The sequence below is a fragment of the Flavobacterium sp. genome (genome assembly GCF_035299245.1).
Classification (GTDB): Bacteria; Bacteroidota; Bacteroidia; order Flavobacteriales; family Flavobacteriaceae; genus Flavobacterium.
This window is the reverse complement of sequence record NZ_DATGWY010000014.1, coordinates 146670-170772: the sequence shown is the minus strand read 5'-3', so window position 1 is coordinate 170772 and position 24103 is coordinate 146670. Positions and strand designations below refer to the sequence as shown.

The 24103-nt window shown below is 33.7% G+C and carries 22 protein-coding genes; 3 read left to right on the top strand and 19 right to left on the bottom strand.

Going from position 1 to position 24103, the window contains the following annotated elements; translation table 11 throughout:
* Position 1: 1 nt before the first annotated feature.
* The 16 genes from VK161_RS09660 to VK161_RS09585 form a co-directional block, all read right to left on the bottom strand.
* Positions 2-1660, bottom strand: coding sequence for a type I restriction-modification system subunit M (locus tag VK161_RS09660; protein WP_324214571.1), 1659 nt, complete (start codon positions 1658-1660; stop codon positions 2-4).
* A 2-nt stretch (positions 1661-1662) separates the two neighbouring features.
* Positions 1663-2823, bottom strand: a complete 1161-nt coding sequence (locus VK161_RS09655) for an AAA family ATPase (RefSeq protein WP_324214570.1) — start codon at positions 2821-2823, stop codon at positions 1663-1665.
* Position 2824: 1 nt separating this feature from the next.
* Positions 2825-4045: a restriction endonuclease subunit S gene (locus VK161_RS09650; RefSeq protein WP_324214569.1), complete on the bottom strand. Its 1221-nt coding sequence runs from the start codon at positions 4043-4045 to the stop codon at positions 2825-2827.
* On the bottom strand, positions 4038-7028 hold the full coding sequence (locus VK161_RS09645) for a type I restriction endonuclease subunit R (RefSeq protein ID WP_324214568.1): 2991 nt from the start codon (positions 7026-7028) through the stop codon (positions 4038-4040). Before VK161_RS09645 ends, VK161_RS09650 begins: the two co-directional genes overlap by 8 nt.
* Before the next feature lie 70 nt (positions 7029-7098).
* Positions 7099-7965: a hypothetical protein gene (locus VK161_RS09640; RefSeq protein WP_324214567.1), complete on the bottom strand. Its 867-nt coding sequence runs from the start codon at positions 7963-7965 to the stop codon at positions 7099-7101.
* 143 nt (positions 7966-8108) lie between these two features.
* The gene (locus VK161_RS09635) at positions 8109-8942 is read right to left on the bottom strand and encodes a hypothetical protein (protein WP_324214566.1); all 834 of its coding nucleotides are present in this window, start codon (positions 8940-8942) and stop codon (positions 8109-8111) included.
* 23 nt (positions 8943-8965) lie between these two features.
* Positions 8966-9493, bottom strand: a complete 528-nt coding sequence (locus VK161_RS09630; protein WP_324214565.1) for a gamma-glutamylcyclotransferase family protein — start codon at positions 9491-9493, stop codon at positions 8966-8968.
* Positions 9490-10659 (bottom strand): DUF4062 domain-containing protein, encoded by a 1170-nt coding sequence (locus VK161_RS09625; RefSeq protein WP_324214564.1) that lies wholly within the window; start codon positions 10657-10659, stop codon positions 9490-9492. Before VK161_RS09625 ends, VK161_RS09630 begins: the two co-directional genes overlap by 4 nt.
* Positions 10660-10696: 37 nt before the next feature.
* Positions 10697-11242: a hypothetical protein gene (locus VK161_RS09620; protein ID WP_324214563.1), complete on the bottom strand. Its 546-nt coding sequence runs from the start codon at positions 11240-11242 to the stop codon at positions 10697-10699.
* Positions 11243-11244: 2 nt separating this feature from the next.
* On the bottom strand, positions 11245-12075 hold the full coding sequence (locus tag VK161_RS09615; RefSeq protein ID WP_324214562.1) for a hypothetical protein: 831 nt from the start codon (positions 12073-12075) through the stop codon (positions 11245-11247).
* Between the two features lie 17 nt (positions 12076-12092).
* Complete coding sequence (locus VK161_RS09610; RefSeq protein ID WP_324214561.1) at positions 12093-12581, bottom strand: hypothetical protein; 489 nt, start codon at positions 12579-12581, stop codon at positions 12093-12095.
* 215 nt (positions 12582-12796) lie between these two features.
* Entirely contained in the window at positions 12797-13609 is an 813-nt protein-coding gene (locus tag VK161_RS09605; RefSeq protein WP_324214560.1) for a hypothetical protein, read from the bottom strand.
* 440 nt (positions 13610-14049) lie between these two features.
* The gene (locus tag VK161_RS09600) at positions 14050-14691 is read right to left on the bottom strand and encodes a DUF6266 family protein (protein ID WP_324214559.1); all 642 of its coding nucleotides are present in this window, start codon (positions 14689-14691) and stop codon (positions 14050-14052) included.
* 413 nt (positions 14692-15104) lie between these two features.
* Complete coding sequence (locus VK161_RS09595; protein ID WP_324214558.1) at positions 15105-15368, bottom strand: helix-turn-helix domain-containing protein; 264 nt, start codon at positions 15366-15368, stop codon at positions 15105-15107.
* A gap of 308 nt (positions 15369-15676) precedes the next feature.
* A complete protein-coding gene (locus VK161_RS09590) occupies positions 15677-16465 on the bottom strand; it encodes a hypothetical protein (RefSeq protein WP_324214557.1) in 789 nt (262 codons plus the stop codon).
* Between the two features lie 26 nt (positions 16466-16491).
* Positions 16492-17835, bottom strand: a complete 1344-nt coding sequence (locus tag VK161_RS09585) for a ComEC/Rec2 family competence protein (RefSeq protein WP_324214556.1) — start codon at positions 17833-17835, stop codon at positions 16492-16494.
* 265 nt (positions 17836-18100) lie between these two features.
* On the opposite strand from VK161_RS09585, the gene VK161_RS09580 reads away from it, so the two are divergent.
* The 3 genes from VK161_RS09580 (at position 18101) to VK161_RS09570 (ending at position 20874) form a co-directional block, all read left to right on the top strand.
* Positions 18101-18820 carry a hypothetical protein gene (locus VK161_RS09580; protein ID WP_324214555.1) on the top strand — a complete coding sequence of 240 codons (720 nt, stop codon included), beginning with the start codon at positions 18101-18103 and terminating at the stop codon, positions 18818-18820.
* Positions 18821-19454: 634 nt separating this feature from the next.
* Positions 19455-20216 carry a sensor histidine kinase gene (locus VK161_RS09575; protein WP_324214554.1) on the top strand — a complete coding sequence of 254 codons (762 nt, stop codon included), beginning with the start codon at positions 19455-19457 and terminating at the stop codon, positions 20214-20216.
* Position 20217: 1 nt separating this feature from the next.
* Complete coding sequence (locus tag VK161_RS09570; RefSeq protein ID WP_324214553.1) at positions 20218-20874, top strand: response regulator transcription factor; 657 nt, start codon at positions 20218-20220, stop codon at positions 20872-20874.
* A gap of 87 nt (positions 20875-20961) precedes the next feature.
* Here VK161_RS09570 and VK161_RS09565 read toward each other — a convergent pair whose 3' ends face one another.
* From VK161_RS09565 to VK161_RS09555, 3 genes are all read right to left on the bottom strand, one after another.
* Positions 20962-22194: a hypothetical protein gene (locus tag VK161_RS09565; RefSeq protein WP_324214552.1), complete on the bottom strand. Its 1233-nt coding sequence runs from the start codon at positions 22192-22194 to the stop codon at positions 20962-20964.
* Between the two features lie 382 nt (positions 22195-22576).
* Positions 22577-23674: a hypothetical protein gene (locus VK161_RS09560; RefSeq protein WP_324214551.1), complete on the bottom strand. Its 1098-nt coding sequence runs from the start codon at positions 23672-23674 to the stop codon at positions 22577-22579.
* Positions 23671-24093 (bottom strand): hypothetical protein, encoded by a 423-nt coding sequence (locus VK161_RS09555; RefSeq protein WP_324214550.1) that lies wholly within the window; start codon positions 24091-24093, stop codon positions 23671-23673. The genes VK161_RS09560 and VK161_RS09555 overlap by 4 nt, the downstream gene beginning before the upstream one ends.
* Between the last annotated feature and the right edge of the window lie 10 nt (positions 24094-24103).

Here is a 24103-nt window from a genome sequence, read left to right as displayed (position 1 = left end):
ACTATATTTCAGGCAGTCCCAACTCTCTCAAAAATTCATTATGCTTATCAGTTGCTTCTTTTATTTTTAAATTGATGTCAACTAGTTTTAAATTAACTTCTTTCAAATCAATTTTTTCTTCATCGATTGATGTACTTACATATCGTGAGATATTCAAATTGTATCCGTTCTTTTCAATTTCTTCCATTGAAACTCTACGTGCGTATCTTTCTATTTTTTCTGGACGATATTGATACGTTTCTACAATTTTTAATATATCATTTGGCTCACCATTTTTTGCATCACCTTCTCTTAACACATTTTGTTTTTTTCCTTTTTCGAAATGGTCACTAGCATTAATGAAAAGTACATCATCGTGTTTTTTACATTTTTTCAAAACAATGATGCATACAGGTATGCCGGTTGAAAAGAATAAATTGGATGGCAATCCTATAACCGTATCAATATTATTGTCTTTTAATAATTTTGTCCGAATGCGTTCTTCAGCACCACCTCTAAACAATACTCCGTGAGGCAAAATAATTGCCATAGTTCCTTCTTTACCCAAAAAGTGAAAACCATGTAGTAAAAAAGCAAAATCTGCAGCCGATTTTGGTGCAACGCCATAATTTTTAAAGCGAAAATCATCTGCTGTTATTTCTTCAGGTTCCCAACGTAAACTGAATGGTGGATTGGCAACAATGGCGTCAAATTCTATTTTTTTGGCTGGATTCATTTCGTTAAACTCGCTCCAATCGTTATCTAACGTATCGCCATGATAAATTTCAAACTCAGTATCTTTCACACCGTGCAACAACATATTCATTCGAGCCAAGTTGTACGTGGTTATGTTTTTTTCTTGGCCGTAGATTTTGCCAATATGACCGTTGTTTTCTGCTTTTAATTTGTTTTTTACATTCAGCAACAACGATCCCGAACCACAAGCAAAATCCAATACTTTGTCTAGTTTAGGTTTGGCTCCTGTTTTGGGCTCTTGACTGTCTAAAATGACGATTCTCGAAAGGATGTCTGATACTTGCTGTGGTGTGTAAAATTCGCCTGCTTTTTTTCCAGAACCTGCAGCAAATTGACCAATTAGGTATTCATAAGCATCACCTAATATATCAGTATCGTTTGAAAATTCTGCAATTCCTTCTGATATTTTGGTAATAATGGTACATAGTTTTTTATTTCGTTCAACTGTGGTTTTACCCAATTTTTCTGAGTTCAAGTTGATTTCTGAAAACAATCCTTGAAACGTACTTTCAAACGAATCGTTTTCAATATGGCTGAATCCTTTGTCTAATGTTTTTAGTAAATCTTCACTTTGCGTTCGGGCCAATTCAGAAATATTGCTCCACAAATACTCGGGTTGAATCACATAATGCACTTTACGGCGCATTTGTTTTTCAAATTCGATGACATCATCTGGATTTTCGTTGTACCAAATTTCTAGAGGACTCTTAACCTTAAATTGTTTCATTACATCGGGTGGAGTAGTATCAGGATAATCTTTGCCTAACTCTTTTTTGGCCGAGGCTTCGTAGTTGTCTGACAAATAACGCAAAAACAAAAACGAAAGCATGTAGTCTTTAAAATCATCTGCATTCATAGCGCCACGTAAATCGTCGGCGATTTTCCAAAGTGTTTTTCCTAATTTTTGTTGGTCTATTTTTGTCATTTTTATGCGTTTTGAGGTTGGTTGTCCTCATTGAAAATTTGAGGAAAAGAGAATTCGTATTTGTTTACAAATCCGTAAAAAATTCTTTTGAATAACTCTTTATTATCTTCTCCCATTTCTACAGGGTCAAATATAGAGTATTTACCGTGGCTGAATAATTGCAAAGCTCTTTCAAATAGCACTTCATCATTATCTAAACCAATTATGCACTTGTCAATTCTATCATAGCCAAAAAAAGTGGCCGTTTTTTCCATAATGCTTCTTAAAGCATTAAAATGGTGTGTGTAAATCTTTGGTGGATTTTCATCGTCTTGTTTTTCAACAATGTATTTGAGTTCACTAAGAATTGCTATATGATGGAAAAATGGAGTGTCGTTGGTATCTTGCAATGCAAACGCATCAGCGTCTTTTTTGTGTAAAAAGTAGCGTTTGTTTTTTAATTTTCTTCCAAATTCATTGTAGAGTACATTAAAAAATAAACTATGATGCGTTGATATTATAGTTTTTGTTGTATTTCCTTCAGTTGTGAGTAAGTTGCACAAATCACAAGCTACCGCAATGGCATTATTTTCATCTAAAGAAGAAATGGGGTCGTCTATATAAATGTATTTTACCCAATTGTATGCTGGGTCTTTGTCGATAACCAATTGGCAAATGGCCAAAAAGAAACACCAAATAAATAACGTTTCTTCACCTCTTGAAATTTTGATGTTCTCAATAGTTTGTTCATTACCATCTATAACAATGCTTCTTGAAAAAACCACGGTAGCATTATCGTAATTGATATCAAACTTGATGTCAGTATAGTTATTGTAAAAGGATTCGATTTTAACATCCAGTTCTAATTCGCGCAAACCTTCAAAAAAAGCAGATTCAGCATTGAGTTTTAAAAACCGGTTGGTGTCATTATTTAAGTCGTTGTTCCACGAAAATAAATCTTCGGTAAAAGCATTAAAATATAAGGTATCTCGTTGGGTAACATTACCTTCTGCATCCAATTCTTTGCCTAGTTGTTTAAAATCCATAGACAATCTCGTTTTGCCTGTACCATTGTGGGCAAAAAATAGAATTAAATCTTTTTCCGGTCTATGGTCACCAGTTAAGTCTTTGCGAAAATGTTCCGCAACTTCTACTAGCGAATTGAAATTAATAATGCTGCTCATTTTAAGACTCTATTTTAGGAAACAAACCTTGTAACAACCCTTTTTTATGGGTTTTTAATTGCTCTATTGTATTGGTTTCGGCTTGAATTAAATCATCTACCGAAGATAAAAGTAAAGCGATTTTTTGTTGTTCTTTGAGATTCATAGGAATAAGGAAAGGAAATTCTTTAATTTGTTTTTGCGAAAGCATTGGAATTGCACCCATAGACATATTCTTTTTAACCTCGCCTTGAATTCTATCCCCAATTAATATATAGTACAAAAACCTTGCATCACAACTAATATTTTTCAATAAAACCATACTTGGATTGATTGTAGCTGGACCTATCTCTTTATCAATTATTGCACAATCTCCTAATGTTCCTCGTTGAGAAAAAATAATATCTCCAATTTCAACCATAATTTCTGGTGATTCATAATACTTGTCCCAACTAAGATATGTTGGGTCTTTTAATTCAAGTAATTGATTTTGAATATGTTTACCACCAAGCACTAATGCTCCCTCACCTTGACTTACCAAATCTTCTGTTGTGTAACCTCTATATCCTATTCGCCCCTTGACGAGACAATTTTCCTCAACATCCGTTTCAACCCACTTCTCATCCTTTTCAAATTCCTTAAATCGCAATTTAGGCACCGTTTCTCCTTCTTGTGGAAACAAATTTTGTATCAAGCCTTTTTTGTAGTGTTTTAAGTTTTCTAATTTATCGGTGTGAGCCGCAATTACATCATCGAGTGATGTTAAACAATCGGCGATTTTTAGTTGTTCACTTGGATTTGGGACTAATACTTTTTCATTTTTGTAATCTGAATAATAGATATGTGGTATACCACCACCTTTAATATAAGATGAAAAGTCAATAGTATTTAAAAGATAATACATCCAATTAATATTATATTGTACATTATCATTGGACTTTAAAGAAATTAATGTTCCTAAAATTGTAGATTCTTTTTTACAAAGATTTAATCTACCCACACCAGAACCATCTTTTACAATAGAAATATACTCCTCTTTATGTTGATAATGATCAATATAACCAACGATACTATCAGCTCCATAAACAGGATAACCTTCATCTTTCAATTCTAGTTTATTAAATGCGACACTTGAACTTTCAGCTTTCGTAAAATTTTCGATTATTTTTTCGCTCCATTCTGTTTGATTTGTGAACTCAGGAAAACGCAATTCGGGTACTAATCTTTTTTTTGTCTTATTCATATGCTTCTAATCCTGCTATTTTGTTTCCTTGAGCTTGTTTGTTTAACAACCCAACCAAGTCGTCCATTAAAGCTAGTTCTTTTACACGGCGGTCTTTCCAACCCAGTTCTAGTGGTGCTAATAAATCGGTTAATTTTTCGCCGTCAAAAATCATTCGGTACATAATATCGTCTACAAAGGCTTTTAAGGCAGTGATTTCCAAACCGTGTGTTTTGGCAATGTTGGCCAACTCGGCGGCGTTCTTCTCTACTTTAAAAAGCTCGAAACCTTGTTTCAATTGTTTTTCGTCTTGCCCTTGGCTCCAGTCTAAACCATTAATAAACTCGGTCAAGTCTTCTTTGTCGTCCATCAAATTGGCACTCGAGCTCAACAATTGTATCAATTGCTCTTTGGTCATTTTTTGCTTCTTCGATTTGGGGTCGGTATTATCGGCAATTAAGCCCATGATGTAATCGTAATCAATGAGCGCTGAGGCAAACAATACAAATTCAAAATCGAGTTGTTGTATTTCGGGTGGAGTATTGTCGCCATTTTTTTCTTGAAATTCTTTTAATTGCTTGGCCGTTTCCAAATACGAACTTCTAAAAGAGCGCAATCTGTCTTCGGGTAATATGGTTTCGATTAGCAATTTTTGTTCGTCATCCAAATCGGTATATTGGTCCAATTGGGTGCGCAACTTTTGTACTTCTTTAAAGTTTTTTACAAAGTTAATGCGAGCCGTATCACCGTTAATTTTATATACTTCTTGCGGTTCGTTGATTAAGTTTTGGCTGTTCATAAAAATACCTAAAGCTTCAACTGCCTTTTGGTATTTGTCGATAATCACAGGTGCCGGATCAACCAACCAAATTTCTCTGGCATTGGTTTCACGATTGTCTGAAAATCGCATTATTGCTTGATCGACTTGTTGCTGTTGCGAGCGAAAATCTAAAATATTTCCGTAAGGTTTGGTATCATTCAAAACTCGATTGGTTCTAGAAAATGCTTGAATCAATCCGTGGTATTTTAGGTTTTTATCAACATAAAGTGTATTCAAAAATTTAGAGTCAAAACCAGTCAATAGCATATCCACCACAATCACAATATCAATTTTGTCTTTATGAGGAACATCTTTGTTGCTGTATTTTTGGCTTTTAATACGGCTTTGAACATCCTGATAATAACCATCAAATTCGGTGATGGAATGATTGGTACCGTATTGTTTGTTGTAATCGGCAATGATACTGATTAAAGCATTTTTCTTTTCTTCAGGATTTACTTGATTATCTGCTTTCTCTTGTTCTAAATCATCTTGTAATTGCTTGATGTCGGCCGCGTTTTTTGAATCACTGCTAGCCAAGACTTGTGCAGGTGGCGAAAACACACAGGCAATGTTTAAAGGAATGTAGTCCTCGTTTTCGGCAATCTTTTGCTGTTGCAACTGCTTGAATAATTGATAGTAGGCAATAGCATCATTAATAGATGCAGTAGCAAAAAGAGCATTGAATTTTCTATAGTTGGTTGCGCTATTGTGTTTTTCTAAAATGGCTTCGGCCACAGCTTGTTGCGCAATGGGTTCGCCGGGTTTAGGATAAGTATTACCTTGACCTTTGAAATAGTCAATGTGAAAGCGTAACACGTTTTTATCTTCTATAGCGTGAGAAATAGTATAATTGTGAAGCTCTTGCTGAAAAATGTCTTTGGTGGTTTTGTAGGATCCAATTTCGCCATTTACTTTTTTGTACGTGGCATTTTCTTCAAAGATTGGAGTTCCAGTAAATCCGAATAATTGTGAATTATGGAAAAAATCTTTAATGGCTTTGTGATTGTCTCCAAATTGTGAGCGGTGACACTCGTCAAATATAAATACAACACGTTTATTGCGTATAGGTTGTAAACGCTCTTTATAATTAATTTTGTGAGTTTCATCCAAAGCTAAGCCTAATTTCTGAATGGTAGTTACGATGACCTTATCCGAATAATCAGTAGAGAGTAGTCGTCGTACCAAACTTTCGGTATTGGTATTTTCTTCAACACTACCTTCTTGAAATCGGTTAAATTCTTCACGAGTTTGTCGGTCAAGGTCTTTTCGATCAACCACAAACAGACATTTTTCAATGTCATTATTATTTTTCAAAAGGGTAGAAGCTTTAAACGAAGTAAGTGTTTTACCACTTCCGGTAGTATGCCAAATATAGCCGTTTCCACGATTTTGCTCAATACAATTCACAATTGCTTTAACTGCATAGATTTGGTAAGGTCGCATTACTAAAAGTTTTTGTTCACTTTCGACCAAAACCATGTATTTACTAATCATTTCACCAAGAGTACACTTGCTTAAAAACTTTTCAGTAAACTCTGTTAAACCTGAAATGGGTTTATTGTCAATATCAGCTAGTTTATATACAGGTAAAAACTGTTCATCAGCATTAAATTGAAAATGTTGCATTTTATTGTTAGAGAAATAGTAAGTATTACTATTGTTACTCACAATAAACAATTGCATGAAACACATGAGTGAATTGGTATAGCCATTACCAGTATCATTCTTGTAATTAATGATTTGTTGCATGGCTTTGCGAGGTGAAATGTCTAGGGTTTTCAATTCGACTTGCACAACAGGAACACCATTAATTAAAATAATAACATCATAACGATGATTGCTATTTTCGGTATTCATGCGTAACTGATTAATTACTTCAAACTCGTTTTTACACCAGTCTTTGTTATTTACAAGGGTATAATGCAAAGGAGTTCCGTCTTCCCGTTGAAAATATTGTTGTTCGCGTAAAATTTTTGACGCTTTAAAAACATCAGGATTTACGATTTCGTCACGTAATCTTGAAAATTCAGAATCACTTAATCGTACTCGATTTAATGCTTCAAATTTTTCACGAAAATTTTTTTCAAGAGCAAACCTATCCCGAATATCTTGGCGATACGTATATTTTAAATCTGAAAGTTTAGCGATTAATCTTTCTTCAATTTGGTTTTCTTTAATCATAGTAAACAAATGTGCGTAAAAAATATTTTTTTTAAGTGGCGTGAAAAATGATTACCAAAGGTAAATAAAATTATGAGAAAGATTGTAATGATTGATTAATGATTTGGTTTATTTTTTCGTCATTTTTTTTGAATTTATCGGTTTGCATAGATACCGCAAAAATATCTTCTTTTCTTAGGTTATAAGAAATTCCCATTTCATCAAATTTTGCTTTTATGTCCTCAACATCGTTAATGTTTACTTTTAATTCAATATGACAATTGTTGGCTGTTTTTCTTGGCCTTAGCCAAATAAAATTTCTAACAGTTGTACCTAAAGCTACATGATGTTTGTTGTAGGTTATTCGTAAATCAGGGTATATGACTTGAGTGTTTTTTATTAGCTCATCCATCAACGCTATAGATTTTGAATGGGCTAACTTTTCCCAATAAGGTCTACCAACTTCTTCACCTCCCAAAGTTTCTTCATCTTCGGGTTCTTCGTATAAATCCAAGACTTTCGTAAAATGCAATAAAACTTCATTATTAACTTTTATTGCACTTACTTGAATTGCAATGATTGGTAAAGATTGGCTGATTATTGAAATAACATTAAAAAAGCGGTTAGTTATTTCTTCAGCTACTATAACTGCTCTATGACTTTTAGAAGGAAACCTTCGAGTTTCAATATCCCAATACTCAATCGTCCTGATAATATGACTTTCATCGGTTGCGCCCAATTGAATTTCGGTTTCATACATCGTATTTGAATCACTATTATAAAACAAAAAATCTATGCGACCACCGCTGGACTGTTTTCGTTCTCTGGTATGAATATCCAATTCTCCAAGTCCTAATATTGATGTATCTTCTTCAATTCTATCTTGAAGCCATTTTTCATTAAAGTGTTTTTTTAGGGATATTTTTTCCCCTTTTATGTATTTTAAATCATTACTCATTTTTTTATAATTTTTATTTAGGCCTCTTAAATTCTTGGGTTAATTTAAATTACATATTGTATTTCCCAAACATACCAATAAATCCCCAATCCTACAACGCAAAAGACAGGAAGTTTGCTTCCAAAAAAACAGTCAGAATTTTTTTACCAATCCATGTTTAAGAAGATTTTAACCTGTGTATTGATTGATTGTTTCTTTGTGTAGTGTTTAATTATTTTATCAATTAAAGCCTCGTTAATGGCATAAATAGGACAAATAGTGTAGTGATCAGAAGGGTTTTTAATTTGATCTCTAATCGTTTGTAGAAAATCATTGTCTGTATTTGAATTTGTATTGTAATCGCTTTTTTCATTGATGGCTTCCTTGTATATGAGTGCTAATTTTAATATAAAGCGTTTTCCAAAAAGCCCTTTGTAGCCTTTTTCAAGTAGAATTGATTCAACTTCTTCTCTGAATTTTCTGGAATGTTGTAAGCAATAAATCATGTAATTACTCCAAGAACGTCTGTTGTTTTTTTTCAGGTTGGTTTCGTTGAGTGTGATTTCAAAATGGTTAAGCTTGTAATAAATCAATCCTCTGAGTTCATTGTCATTAATCTTAATAATTGCATCATCGTAATAGACATCATAAAACTGCCAAAGGTTTGTATTAGTAATTAAAAATCGGTCTAATTCAGTAAGATAACTTAGGTTTCTGTTGGTAACATTTTGAGTTAGTGCTTTTTTTGTTAATACTATTTGGTAAATAACAAATAATGACATCAACAAAGTTAAAATTGATATAATTACATCTATTACATCTTTAACTGAAAGATGAACTCCCAATAACTCAACCTTCTCTGAATTTTCTTCAATGATTTTGACTTGAATTATTTCGTTTTTGGGTGTGTTTGTGGCTTTTGCTGTGGGTGCCTTTTGCTCGTTAACAGTAGTATTTACTAGCAATAACATTAGGAACGAATACAAACTTACTAGCATTTTTTAGTCTTTTAAATTTACAATTAGCTTGATACAAACGTATAATCACCTGAGATTACCTTGTACGGTTGTGGTTGTGTTGTTTTATTGTATTCCGTCAGAAAATTTTCCGAAATACTTTCAAAACCACTGTTTACGATGTCGATGTATTTTTTCATGACAAAGCATTTTGTATCATAATCGGTTAAGTGCTGCTTATCGTAGCAAATGAAGGTGAAAACTTTGACGTTCCCGTCAAATTTTACGTTTGCAGTAATGTCAACTAGCGAGTAAAAAAGTTCTCTTTTCTTTAGGAGTTCCAGTTCAGAATCGGAGACTTCAAATACGATTCCGTTCAACGAAGAGTTGTGAAAAGGAGCAATATTTAAGTATACCGCCGTTATTTCTTTGTTGAGTTCGGCAGCAAATATTTTAGCCGTATAATTCCACACTCGAGTATAACCGTTGAGTGTTACAGGATGGATTTCATTGGGTTTTAGTTTTCTTTTAATCGTTTTTTCAAGACTCTCAAGGTTTACCAGCGAGCCATAACCAAAAATATACGTACTCATGATTCTAATTGAAATTTAAATTTTAATACAGTATTTTTTTCAACGTCATGTTTTTCAATAAGATAAACACCGTCTTGAATTGTAATGACTTTGTCAGAAATATCAACCTCTAACTGATTACTTGACAGTTCTACACATTGCTTCAGAACAAAAAGTTCATTGTAATTGGGAATGGAAGTAAAATCGACCAACATTCGCAGCACTTTTGTGTTATATGTAGCTTTGACGCCCAAATCAGTGTTACCGTCTTGAAATCCGTTGATGAAGCTACAGGCATTTACAAAAGTATTAGAGGGCAAATCAATGGTTGGATTAAAAACCGTGTCTTTCAATCCGCTTTTAACATCCGAAAAATGCAATTTGTTTATAAAAGGCAGTACTGTTGAAAAGTCTACTGCGTCGCCGTCGGTTCTCACATAGTATTGGAAATCTTTTACATAGTGCGATAATTGGTTGACGGTGAGTGTAATGTATTCGTCCCAAACATCAAAATCTTTGTCTACTCTAAGGATGTGCTTTTTGTACAGCGGCTCTGGCGTTGTTCTTTTGTCGGCATACGACACAAACTTGATGTAATGTGTTTTGGCTTCTAAAAATACTTCTTTGTTTCCTGAGTCAATGGGTTTGTTTAGCGAACTTACTTTTACCCAACCATTATTCAAATCAAACCCTTCCTCGCTAATTGCAGACGATAATCCAGCCAAAATATCCGAAACTAAATCAAGACTACCGTCCCAATACGCTGTGGTTAAATCGGAATTTTGTACTTCGTGAATGAATTGGTCAACTTCCTTATTTTCCTCACGTTCGGTTTTAATAAATGCCAAAACAGGAAGGCCAATTTTTTTTGCGTATCGAAATTCCAAATGAGTGAAGCTAATACTTTCTCCCTCAGTTACTAAATCGGGTTCCAACTCGTGACCATTGTCCGTAATAGTACCGTATCGATCTCCAATAACTAAAACGTAAATATCGGTTTTGTCAATTCGTTCAGTAATTACCGACCATTGTTTTTTATTGGAGGCTGGGAAAATTTCCATTCCTTCAATAATATAATTTCCTTTCACTAGCGCTTTTCGAATTTGATCTCTTTCTTCTTTTAAATCTTTAAAAGTAGAGCTAATAAAAACTTGGTAACGCTTGTACAGGTGATTAGTTTTGATCATGAGAATACACTATTAAGTTAGAACAGAAATCCATCAGTTACTTGCAGAATGGAATTAAAGTTTCAATATTTTTGGTAATGAGTGAATAGTTTTCACCTACTATTTTACAGTACTGATTTTCTGTTGGAGCAAAAATATAGGTAGTTGGCAAAACTTCAGCTAAGTTATCAATATTTTTAAAAACCTGATAACCAATGCTTTCATATTCTGTTTTTTCTTTTCTAGAGTTTGGGATTTTAATTACAAACAGTTTCACTTTTGATTGGTACAAACTGTCTTCATCCAACTTTTTTTTCAGCTTATCGATAATTATATGGCAAGGTGCACACGTTTCAGAGCTTACAACAAATACTGATACTTTACTTTTTAGGGTGTGGTTTGAAAACCTAAAAAGACTGTCAGAGAAGGTGATGGAACGGTAATTGTCTGTTTTTTTAATTTTGGCAACAAGACTGTCCATTTTGTCGACAGTTATTTCAACTTGATTTTGTCTAGAAATACTGTCCTTTTCTGTTTCGATTTTTTTCTCGTTTTGAGAATGGCAGCTACTAAAAGTTAGGCATACGAGTAATAAATACTTCATAATTATACTTTTAGTTTGCATTTTAAGTCTTTTGGATCACCGCATGCTTCTATACTTGTCAATTCTAAATACTGACTAATAGCATCATCTACATTGTAGTAAATGTTGGTGTTTTTTGGTCCATTTTCAAGGCCAGAATCACCACAAATGGAACTTCCTCTGTATGAAAAAGATTGAAAATTATAAGAAGTGCGGCTAGTAGTTAAATTAGTTTTTAAGTAGATGTTTTTTCTTTCACTCTCTGTCAAGTACACCGTTTGAGGGAAATCGGTAGGTAATCCTAAACAATACCATTTTGGGTTTAACATTAAATGAGTTAGATTGTAATCAACCTCAAACGCATCGGTTCCACGACCATCCATTGCAAAAACAAATAGTGATTGTAAATTGGTTAGTGTTTTTTGACTGATGTCGCAATACCCTTCATTTATACTAAAGTCATCAAAATTCTCGAAATTTGATTTATGAGTAAAAACGGGTGTTCTGCTATATCGTTCTCTGTCATTCATCGCTTTTTTGATGTTGTGATTGACTGTTCGATTGATTAATCCATTTTTTTTGTCAAAGCGAGTAGAATTGAAGTTTGTTAATACTTGCTGCACTCTTTTGGTTTGAGTGGGATCTTTTTTAATAGCTTCAAATTGGATTCTAAAGTGTCTTTCAAAGTCACTGTTTTTGGTAAGCTTACTCTCTTCTTCCTTGATGAATTCATTAAGTCCCGGATAATTAATACCTTCATCCTCGAGGGTAAAAATTCTACTGTTCATATAGCTAGGAAGCAATAATGCACTACCAAATAAAGTTGTGTTTTTTATAAAATTTCTTCGGTTCATTGTAGGGTTGAGTTATGTTAATAAAAAGAAAAGCGTCTAAAAAAAGTAGTATCAATTGGCAACTTATTTTTTTTGCACACTTTGATGTACAATTCCTTATTTTCTTTCAATAAATTGATGTTTTCGTCTTTAAATTCTTTAACAGAAAAATAATAATCTTGTGATAAATGTTTGCTTTTCCATGAATCAATTCTGTTGCTATTGTTGTTCAGCATTAATATCAAATTTTCATCCATGTATTCAATAGAATCACATAACAAGTTATTAATTAATTTTTTTTTGGCGTCAAACAGAGGCCTTTTTTCACTATGCAGTATTTCTTTGTATTTATTTAATCTGTTTACCGTTACTTTTTTCGATTGTTCAAATAATTCGTCTTGTCTTTTTTTACTCAAGTAATCAATAGATAAAGGAGTTACAATTGCTATTACCGCTAGGATTAAACCCAACAGCGCTAACTTGTCGCCAGTGCTTAGTTCCTTAATTGTTGTTTTGTTGTTTTGCATGACGCACTAAAATTAAACTCTTTATTGATTCGCGTATACAGGAAAAACACCCTTTTTTAAATAGGAAAAACACCCTTTTTAAGTGCAAATCAAAATAACGGTGAAAGGTATTGTGTTCCTAAATTTGCATTTAAGAAACAGAGCAACCAGTATAAAATTTGATTAAAAACAACCGTAAAACTAATTTACGGTCGTTTAAAGTAAGTTATACGATACTAAATTTTAAAGTCAACCGAGAATTTCATGATTCCGTCTTTAAATTCGTCGTTAATGTCGTTATTGTTAAAGTAGCTGTAATAGCCAAAACGCAGATTAATATATTTTTCAATTTCTACTCCAGCTTCAACATTCAAACCATAGAAATGTCTATTTACATTTTCACCGTATATTTTTTTTATTTTTTCATTGTCATTCAAAGTATTAGAAAAAGCACATTGTACCCATGCCATTCCAATGTTCTCAATGTCATCTGGGTTCCATGCCGCCGTTTGAAGTAAAAAACCAACATTCCCAATTCCGGAAAACAAATTTACTCGCTCATTAGTAACCATATCATTACCGATTATTGATTTGGCACCCAATTGATACACCAACGATATTTTGGAGTAGTCACCAAAACTCAACCACTTCGGACTCCAATTTCCGTGCAATCCCAAATTCAAATAGCCACCATTAGCACTCAATAAATTCACCGAAGTCGATTTGTTTGCATCGGCATCAGTATCAGAACCAGTTTCTTTATCAGCACCCACAACAACGTAAAACGGCATGTAAAACTTTTTGGGTTCACCTATGTTAATTTTAAATAACTGTGTATTGGCTTGAATCAAACCGCCCGAGATGTAGTCAATGTTACCTCCGCTAAAAAATTCATACGATTTTTGTTTGTCGTCCTCATCTTTGGCTCCTTTTGACCGCATTTTAAGATCATAATCAGTTGCATCATTTTTAATGTAACTCAAATTGACAATCTGTCCTTGCGAATAAAAAGTCATAAGGCTAAGTACTAAAAGTAATTTTGTTCTCATATTTTTTGTTTTTTGGTTAGATAATGTAAAATAACTAATTATTTCGCATTGGTACATCACTACAAATGGGTATTTTTTTAATGCAATAATCAAAAACTCCTTTTTGCCCCAAAAGTCATGAAAGTGGTTTACAGGTTAAGACGGAAAGCAAAAACAATGAACAATTGATAATGGATAATTGATAATTGACAATTGACAATTGATAATTGATAATGGATAATGAATAATTGATAATGAACATAGAACATAGAACAAGTATCATTCACTTTAAAACTTTGCAACTTTGCAACTTTGCCACTTAACAAAAAAAACTCCCCACCGAAGCGAAGAGTTCTTTTTGTACACTGAGGTTCTTTTAGCTTTCAGCTCTTAGCTTTCAGCTCTTAGCTTTTAGCTGACTGCTGATTGCTGACTGCTGACAGCTAACCGCGTTCTACACACTACGTCAGTACGACATTACCCAAGTACATGCTGGTAGCGTAGAGTTTATCATCGGCAGAGGCGAAAAGTACCCAAACTTGTGCTGTTAAGCCCGATAAGTAAGCCGGAAGGATGAGGTTGGTGGTTCCATCGGCACGTTCGCCTGCGTTGAGCGAGTAGGTGGTGGTTTTGGTAGTGGGCTCGTATACTGCAATCACGAGTTTATCGGTAGCCAGTGCTTGCCCTTGACCTGAGTTGTTCGTCCAGGTAATGTCGATACTCGTGGCGGCTGCAGCAGTAAGTGTTGGGTTTTGTATGCCCAATAAATCGCCTTTACCAATTTGCACTTTGTTGTAAATGAGTTGGAAATTGGGCGCTACATACAGCAGCGCTTCTTTCATAAAATACGACATGGCTTGATTGCGACGCGTTTTGTCGGTGTTGTCAGTGCCATAGTATTTACTGATGATGGGTTGCACCGAATTGATGAACTCAGTGGCGGTACTGAACTTCAACCGTTGTAATAATTGCGTTTCGGTAGCTACTCGGTTACCTTTACGAGGTAAACTGCGCAACACATCTTTTCCGCGCCAGCTAGCGCCTACTACCGGACCTACTTTGCCTGAAAAGGCACCTAAAATTCCTTTGTTATATGTTCCCATACGTTCTTTTTTTAAAGGTTAGTATTCATTGATTTTGGGTTGGTGTTCTCGAGTGGCAACAACCTGAGAGCAAAGCTAGTAAAGGCGAGAGTAGGTTGTATACCTACCGCCAAAAGTGACTGGTTTTGACCGGTTTTGACTGGTTTTGACCGCTTTTGACTATTTTGAGTGTTTTTTACGAGGTTTTGTTCGTAGCTTGTTCGTACTTGGTTCGTAAGGGCTTCGTTAAAATAGGCGCAGCTACGAAGTAAGTACGAATGCACTATGAAAAAAGAAGCATTCAATTCCTTTTTTCAAATGTAAAATCGAGCGGTTGAGTTAGGATAATAGGCGAGTGGTTGTCTCAAAATAGAGGCAAGTTGTAAGGGAAAGCAAATGGTTTTTTTGCTTTTTAGGGTGTATGGGCAGCAAGCCTAGATTTCTCTGTTTCTGATCTTTTCGAGTAAGATGGAAAAGAAATAGCCTTTGGGGTAGTAATACCTACCTCCAATCTTTTCGTGCGGAATCTTGTTTGCTTTTCGCAAGCGATAGAGTTTACTCTCGCTAAAATTAAACTGAATTTTGATGTCAGCGCTGTCAAACCATTGCTCATCAATACTGCGTTTTTCAATGTTCTGCATTCTAATGAAAATCGCTTCTAAGTCTTTTTTTAATTGTTGAAATTCTTTTTGATTCATGGCGTGTATTTTTAAAAGTTAAAACGGTGTATGCCTTGTACATCGAAATTAAAATGGGATTTGAAGTTGTACAAGAGGAAAAACACCCTTTTTTAATTGATAATTGACAATTGATAATTGACAATTGATAATTGACAATTGACAATTGATAATTGATAATGAATAATGGACAATTGACAATGAACAATGAACCTACAACACTAAAACCCTTGAGCACCTTTGCGACAACCTTTGCGCCTTTGCGGTAAAATAAAAAACTCCCCACTGAAGTGAAGAGTTTATCTATGGTAATATCGAAATCAAATCTATTATTCGTTTTTACTTTTATCGGCTTTTGATAAAGTAAATATTTTAAATCCTACCCCAAACGAGACCCACAGATTGCCTTGGTTTTCCCAATCGTATTTTGTGTTATTGTTTATTTGGTCGGCACCAACATAAATTCCCGCTTGAATATCATTGTATTGCATCATTAAGCCTAAAAAACCAGTAATGGTTGATACATTTTGAGCGGCATCATCAGTGATTCCTTGTGCATTAGAAGCATCAAGTTTAACTGTTCCAATACCTGCACCACACTGAGCATAAAATTTAGCTTTTCTAAAATATTTGTTGCGAATCAGTATACCAAAAGTAGCATTAAGATTAAATTGTGCATCAAAGTCGGCGTCTTCTTGAGGTCGGTATTTAAAAGGTAAAGTAAGAATACCAAAATTAACAGCATCTGGGAAATCTATATCTTTTGCATTAGACTTATAATCGTTGTAACTCATTTTTAATAACTTATCATTATAGTAGAAACTTTTGTCTCTATTTGTTCCTCTATCAGCTACGATTTTAGATAGATTAAAATTATCGGCATAAAAGTATACCTCACCATTTGCCTTATCAACAGATTGCAAGATGTACAATACCTTTGAATGAGCCATCAGTAAAGTATTGGGCGCTAATGTTGTATCCAATGAAATATTTGCAATAAATTTTACAAAAGTTGCATTTGTGTTTGCTTTTAAGACAAATGGTTGACCAATGTTTTCACTTTGCTGATAGGCTTTTGTAAAAACGAATAAAAGAAGAAATAATAATTTTGTTTTCATAATGTGTGTTTTTTTATTAATAATTTTTAAAATGGACCATAAGAATCCCAAATGTCACTTGCTGATTTGCCTTCTTTTTTTTGAGCTACATAGATTTGTTTTCCATCGCTTCTAACATTTATCATTCCGTATTGAATCTCTTGCGTTGGAACGTTAACTGAGCGCGCCAATTCTGTTGAAAATACTAATGGTCGCTTGCTTTTGGAATATTTTCCAGCACATCCGATAGCATCAGCTCGCGGATGAGAATACATCTCATTATCTCCCGATGAAATGACTGTTGCAAATGGATTTAAAACATGCATAAAATCCTCTGTAAATTCTGATGCTCCATGATGACATGATTTTGCTAAATCAACAGCAAATACAGATAAATTATTTTTGTAAAAATCTAATAACTCTTCTTCAGCTTGAGTATTTAGATCACCACCTAGCATGAAGCTTTTCGAATCATATATTATTTTTAAAACCAAACTGTGCCCATTTATGGTATGTGAAGCATCTTTTAAAAATTCAAATCCTTTTACACCTCGTTGGGTTTTAAAAATGGGGCCCAAAATTTGAATATTAAATGGAAGATTATTTATTTGATTGTTTTGTGGAAATACAAATTTTGCAATATTAGGATCGTCAACGTACAATCGTTCTATCCCGTTTTTTAGTCTTCCTTGTGTCTTTGCATTTGTTATAGCATCAATAAATTTGATGAATAGTGATTGCCCATCTATTGAAAAGAGATTCTTCAAATGAGTTAAATCATCAAAATAGGTAACTAATAAATTTTGATTCAAATCACCTAATGTTGTATTCTTTTTTCCTTTTTTAAATTTTCCAATACCCGCTACGTAGATGGTATCAAAAACAAAATTTTCATTATTAATAATATTTATCAGTCCACCGTAGTGATCTTCATCAAAATGACTAATAAATAAATAATCAATAGTTACCTTTTTATTTTTCTTTATAATGGGGTTATACAACCATTTCAAAAAGCGTTCTGTATTGTTTCCTTTTCTGGGTCCACCATCAAAGAGAAACGTTTTATCTCCAATTTCCATAAGTGCTCCATCACCTTGACCAACATCAATAAAAAACAGTTTTAGATGCTTATCTTTAGTTGTGTTTTCACCTTTTACCCATCCATCATTACCATATGTAAATACTTCAAACCATACATCATTATTGACGGTTTTCTTATCAGTTACTGATAAATAAGTTCCTAATAGTACTCTATTTACAACCTTACCATTAGGTTGGTCATAAATAGCTAATTCATTTTCTGTAGCATAACATACTCCAATTACATTTTTTGGAGGTACAATAGGTTTGCTCAGAATAGCTCTGTTTGCATTTTTTTTTATTGGCATCATTTTATTATTTAAAAGTTGAACACTCCAAAACTACTCTAACACCAAGCCACAAAGCGTAGGCATTACCCCAAAAAGGCAATAGGTTTTTACCTAATGAGTTGATAATGTAGTAAATAGTGATTTTTTTAAAAAAAAGTAGTATTTTAGCTGTACGCAAGCCAATTAGGGAAACCCCTATTTTCAGTTTATATATTCAACTATTGTGAGTCAAATGGTTAGGGATAATCTTTGCTGAAAATTATTTATTAACTTAAAACTTAAAATTATGAAAAATCTAAAATTAGTATTGGTAGCAATATTGCTCATACTTGTGGGTATTTTTATTGGATATAAAATTTACAACGATGAACCAGCTACAAAGAAAGCTGACTTTGACAGAGAAACTGGTGAGAAAGAAACATATGAGACCCAAAATAAATCTTTACAACAAATGTCAATTACTCAATTGGCGAATTTTTACGAAAGTAAAGACAGAAATAGTAGTGACGCAAAGGAGGCTTTAGAGGAATTAGGAAGTAGACATTCAATAACTGAAGAACAGTACAACGTTTATGTCGATTTATTTTGGGACGGTAATGGCGTTGGAAACGGTGTGCCCCCAACAAAAGTCTATAATAAAGCAAAAGTAAAATCTATTATAGATTTGTATCTTAAAGAGCCAGACTATCATAGATGGGTTGAATTTAACCCCAACAATCAGCAAACCGTTGCAGAAATTGACTACGCTGGTGTTAAAAAATTCAATGTAACTACTTCTTGCTATTATATTCCAATGTTTTTAGGCATTATAAACGAAATGGGGGATAACGATTTACTCCATGTTACAAAAGGAACCAATTATATTACGACACCAATAACCAATCCTACACCTAATGGACCAACAACTGAAACCAAACGTTATACTGTTATAATTTTTAAATTGGATAGGACAATTAGTAGTCGGAGACCTCTATATTACGATATCTCAACCGATTCAGGTAACTAAATATGCAATACTTTTTTTCATCACTTAACCCTGTCAACTTGCTCGTATTGATTACGATGCTACACTTTCTATATAAGATAGGGTTGGTGAGGAAAGATTTTTATATTCTATTGATACTATTCATAAGCCTTACCAATGAGATAATCCTGATATATAATAAGTACAATCCTTTAAATATTGATTTGTATGTGAGCTTATATATCATTTTTAATGCTTTTTTTTGGTTTTGCATCCTACAAAAGCACTTAACCTATGTCAATTTTTTTTAGGTTTTGTATGGTGTTTTATCTTCTATTCAGCCTATATATTGTTTTCTTTGAAGGAAAATTTAAGATAAATAAAATCACTTTTGTCTTGGGTGCTTTTATATACCTAGCTTTTGTTTTTTTTGAGAGTTTCTATCAATTAAAAAAAGAAAACTTATCCTTTTTTGAATCCAACAGATTTATTTTGATAATTGCCCCGCTACTATTCTTTTTAGGGTTTAGCCTAATGTTCGGATTTATAAAAAAGGATATCCGTTCTACGATTATTTATGGCAATACCAACCTTTATAAATTTGTAAGTTATTACGTGAATCTCATTTATTATGCAATCATCAACATATATATATACAAAGAACGCCGTTTAAGAAATGAATAATAAATATATTGCATTAGGAATTATTATTGGATTGCTTTTTATCAGTCTTGTCATCTTGTTTTGCATATTGCTGGGCAAACTCTACATCAAAAAAATCAAAGAGCACAACCAAAAAGAGCTTGACTTCCAAAAAAACATCAATGAGGCGATTCTTGAAACTCAAGAGCAGGTACTCAACAATATTTCCCAAGACCTACACGACGATGCTGGGCAGCAACTGACCTACATCAACTTTCAAATCGAAAACCTCAAGTTCGATTCACCGGAGTTAAATAGTCAATTGGAACCGTTGTCGCAATCGGTGAACAACTTATCGCAATCCATTCGCAGTATCAGTCATGCGCTCAACAATCAATTGCTCTTGCAACAAGATCTGCTTAAAGCCATTACTACCGAAGTCGAGCGTTTGCAAAAGAACCCTAAAATTACCATTCAACTCGATAGTGAAGAGTCAATTCAAAAAGTGTTTACCGCCAACGAAAAAATCGTAATTTACCGTATTTTTCAAGAGCTAATCAATAATACACTCAAACATTCCAAGGCGACCAAAATTGATATTGTGGTACGGGCAATGCCACATTTTACCTTACAAGTGAGTGATAATGGAAAAGGGTTTGAGGTAAATGCTACAACAAAGCAATCGCTCGGATTAGCCAATATGAAAAGTCGGGCAGCAATCATTGAATATCAATTGGAAATTAAGTCTAAAATAGGAGAGGGTACAACTGTGATCCTTTCGGAAAATATAAAGTAGTATGTCAAAAACAACCCTCTGCATCATCGACGATCACGCTATTGTTCGTCACGGATTGAAAGAATTGTTGCAAAAAATAAGCAACTATGAAGTGATTCATGAGTTTGATAACGGTGACGAATTTTTAGAAGCGTTGCCCTTGCAACCGCCACCCGATATGTATATTTTAGATTATTCAATGCCCAGTATGAATGGCATAGAAGTACTACAAGCGCTAGAAGAAAAAGATACCGAATACAAGGTGTTATTGCTCACTCAGCATTTTGAAGAGTCCATCATCAACGATGCTTATCACCATGGTGCTAGGGGTTTTTTGCATAAAAATTGTACCGCTGCCGATTTGAAATTTGCCATCGATAATATCGTTACCATTGGGTATAATAATATCACCGAGATATTAAAACGCATAAGAAATTATGAACTAAATGGTGTAAAAAAAACAGAACAAATTGTATTATCACAAAGAGAATTGCATTTTTTACAGTTGGTTTGCGATGAACACGAATACACCTATGATCAAATGGCCGACATTATGTGTGTGAGTGTCAAATCTGTAGAAGCCTACCGTACCGCCTTGTTTGAGCGCTATGAAATAAAATCAAAAGTTGGACTGGTCTTATTTTCATTTAAGTACAAATTGACACCACCTTTTATTTAATATTCATTAAAAACTCTACTCTAAATTGAAGAACTCTATTTTTAAACAGAGTTCATAAACTGTCTTCGGCTTTCTGCAATCTAATTGCTACACCTCATAGGTAGCTATTTCAATCAAATGTAGATCGAGCATTTTGTTAAAAATAGGATTCAAGCAACTGCGGCCTTCAGTAGAATTGCTCCAATACATACCGTGAATTTTTAGGTTGTTAAGCAATAAGAAATTAAAGAAACTAGTCTGATTCAAATTGGCTACTTCGTAATTAATGTTAACCGGATGCAAACCGTTGGTTCCAACACCGTATTCGGCTTCACCTTTGTCGGGATTGTTTCTAAAATTGCTTCCCAAAGCATCAAAAATAGAATACACGTTAATCCACTTGATTTTTTTGCTTTCTATTTTGGAACAGCGATCGATGTAATAACTTGGGTAATACGAATTGATAAAATCGTACGGACAACCAATGGTAATAATGGCTTTAGTGCGATTTAACGTATTTCCCGATATTTCATTACCATACGGAAACACATAATCCAAGGCTATTAATGTTCCAAAACTGTAGGTATGAAAATGAATTTCGGCATCCGTTTCATTTTCGCAGATGTAATCAAAGAGTTCGTCTATATTTCCTAAAATATCCTGTTTTTTTTGTCCGAATTGCAAATACAAGTGCGCACTCACAAATTCGGATGCCAAATTCGGAATCACCACATTCGCTTTAGGAACAATAAGCAGAATAAACGCTATGATGGAAACAAAAGTTTCAGGTTTTACAATCAGATGATCTTTTATCCATTTGGCACTTTCATACAACCATTGGTGTTCTTTGATGTAAGTTATGAATTCTTTAGGTGGTTCAAAACTGGATATTACTGCCAAAGTAGACGGAATCATGAACAATATAGACAGAGCAACAAAAAAGAAAAGCGAAAATATATAGAAAGTTTGAAAGGTAAAATTATACCCTTTTGTAGGAACAAAAATCCGCTTAATCAACAAAGGTAATTTCTTAAATACAATGCTAAACAGCAAGTAGTTTTTATAGAGAATATTCTTTTCGTTGTAATCTTTGGTGAGTTGTTCTCCGTATTGGTACTCGTATAGTTTATAAATTACAGTTTGTTTTCGCTCTTGCTTCTGAATGATACTGATAACATTTGATTCTAACTCTTTCAAGTATTTTACCTTTTCGATTTTAATATCAAACTGAATCCCTTCGGTATGATTTTTTAATTCGTTGGTCAGTCGAGTAGCATAGCTAATGGCATTTTCTTCTGCTACTGATTGCCCTAAACCATCAATATATATTCCTACTTTCATGACTTACAGTATTTTATAATTAGTGCAAATCAAATGTATTAGTGTTTATTCGGTTATAATAGAGGAAAAACACCCTTTTTTTAATTGATAATGGACAATTGATAATGGATAATTGACAATTGACAATTGATAATGGATAATTGATAATGAACATAGAACATAGAACAAGTATCATTCACTTTAAAACTTTGAAACTTTGCAACTTTGCAACTTCGTAACTTTGCAACTTTGTAACTTTGTAACTTCGTAACTTTGAAACTTTGAAACTTTGCCACTCACCAAAAAAAAACTCCCCACAAAGTGAAGAGTTCTTTGTAAGAACCAAAGTTCTAATCTGCTTTCTGCTGACTGCTGATTGCTGACAGCTTTCTCCCTTCTAAAATTACTTCATATTAATTTCATTATTTGCGGTAATTCCCCAACTGATTCCAAAAAAAGAAACAAGATTATCGGTTGCTTCGAAGTTTTTACCAAATCCACCATTGAGTGTGATTTTATCATTGACTTTGTATTTTATGCTTCCCACAGAACGGTAATTATCCGACTCACTGGTTCGTACTATGTATTCGTAGCCAACCGCTAAGTCGTTCAATTGGAATTCTACTTTGGCTCCGACATCCAAACTTTTATCTTTATCATAAGTGAGCGTTTCTGGATTGAAATTCATTTCGTTTACTAAGAATCGAGTGTATTGATATAAACACAAGTAGTTCTTTTTATTCTCAAATCTAAAATTACCATTCATAGTCATCCAGGCACCAAATCGTCCAAACTTACCCGATTTGAATTCATTCTGATCAAAAAAATGATTGTATGCGGTAGCAACATCAATAGAAAAAACGGGTTTTAGTGCATTTATTTCATCTACCATATCGTATATTTTCTTTTTCTGATCAATATAAGTTGCATTGGTTTCTAATGCGTTTATTTGAGCCAATTGCCACTCCTGAGATTCTTTACTTCCTGAAGGATGCGGATCGTTAATCGGACTAATGGCATCGTCTAATAAAGCAGCAAAATTGACAAGATTCACCGTGTTTAATGTGTTGATAGCAGCAATTTTATCGGCTCTGTTGATGGTTAGCAAATTGGTTTTGATTCCGACAGAAACATTTTGAATGGTATCTTTTTTTACCGTGGCCATCGAAAATGATAAGTTCTTGTAAGGTTTTGAATAGCTTTTCTTAGTCTCATTTTCGTAATAATCATTAAAATTTCGGCTTTTGTTTTGAAAAACCCAGTACGGTGTGAATTCCAATGCATAATCCGTAGGAAAACCATTTGAAGCCGAGGCAGCGTTGAGCAAACTCAGTGTTAATGCCTGCGTTGTAGTAGGTGAACTGATAGTGGTTGTCGAATTATCCAAAAGGGTAAAAGCAGGAGCATTGGGCAATTCCAAATCACTTATTTTAATGGTTTGTTGTGAATACGAATGTATTGTTAAAACAAAAAGTAGAAAGAGGTAGGATGAGGTTCTCATTTTATTTCAATTATTTTAGTAATTAAAAGTATCTTTTTTTGTGCAGAAACAACCATCTCCGACTTTTTACATTTATAAATTTTACTTTCGATAAAGTTGCCCGGTACATCATCGTCTTCTACTAAATAATAGCTAATGACTAAGTTTTTCATGAACGCCTCCGTATCCGTTATTTTTTGAAGATCTAAATAAGTAACAATAACTACTTTATTAATGTCTTTATACGTAATTGTTTCTCCAATTTCAAAAAAATTGATGTTTCCGTCACCCGGTTTTGAGTCTTTCACTAAAACCTTTTGCGGGTTAGTAGCGTTGCTTTCCTCTTTGATTACCCATGTGCGAGCCAAGTCTTTAAAGTCTACATCTACTTTTAAAAACAATTTAGAATTCGATGCTTGTTTGGTTACAAATGTTTCCATAGTTATAAAT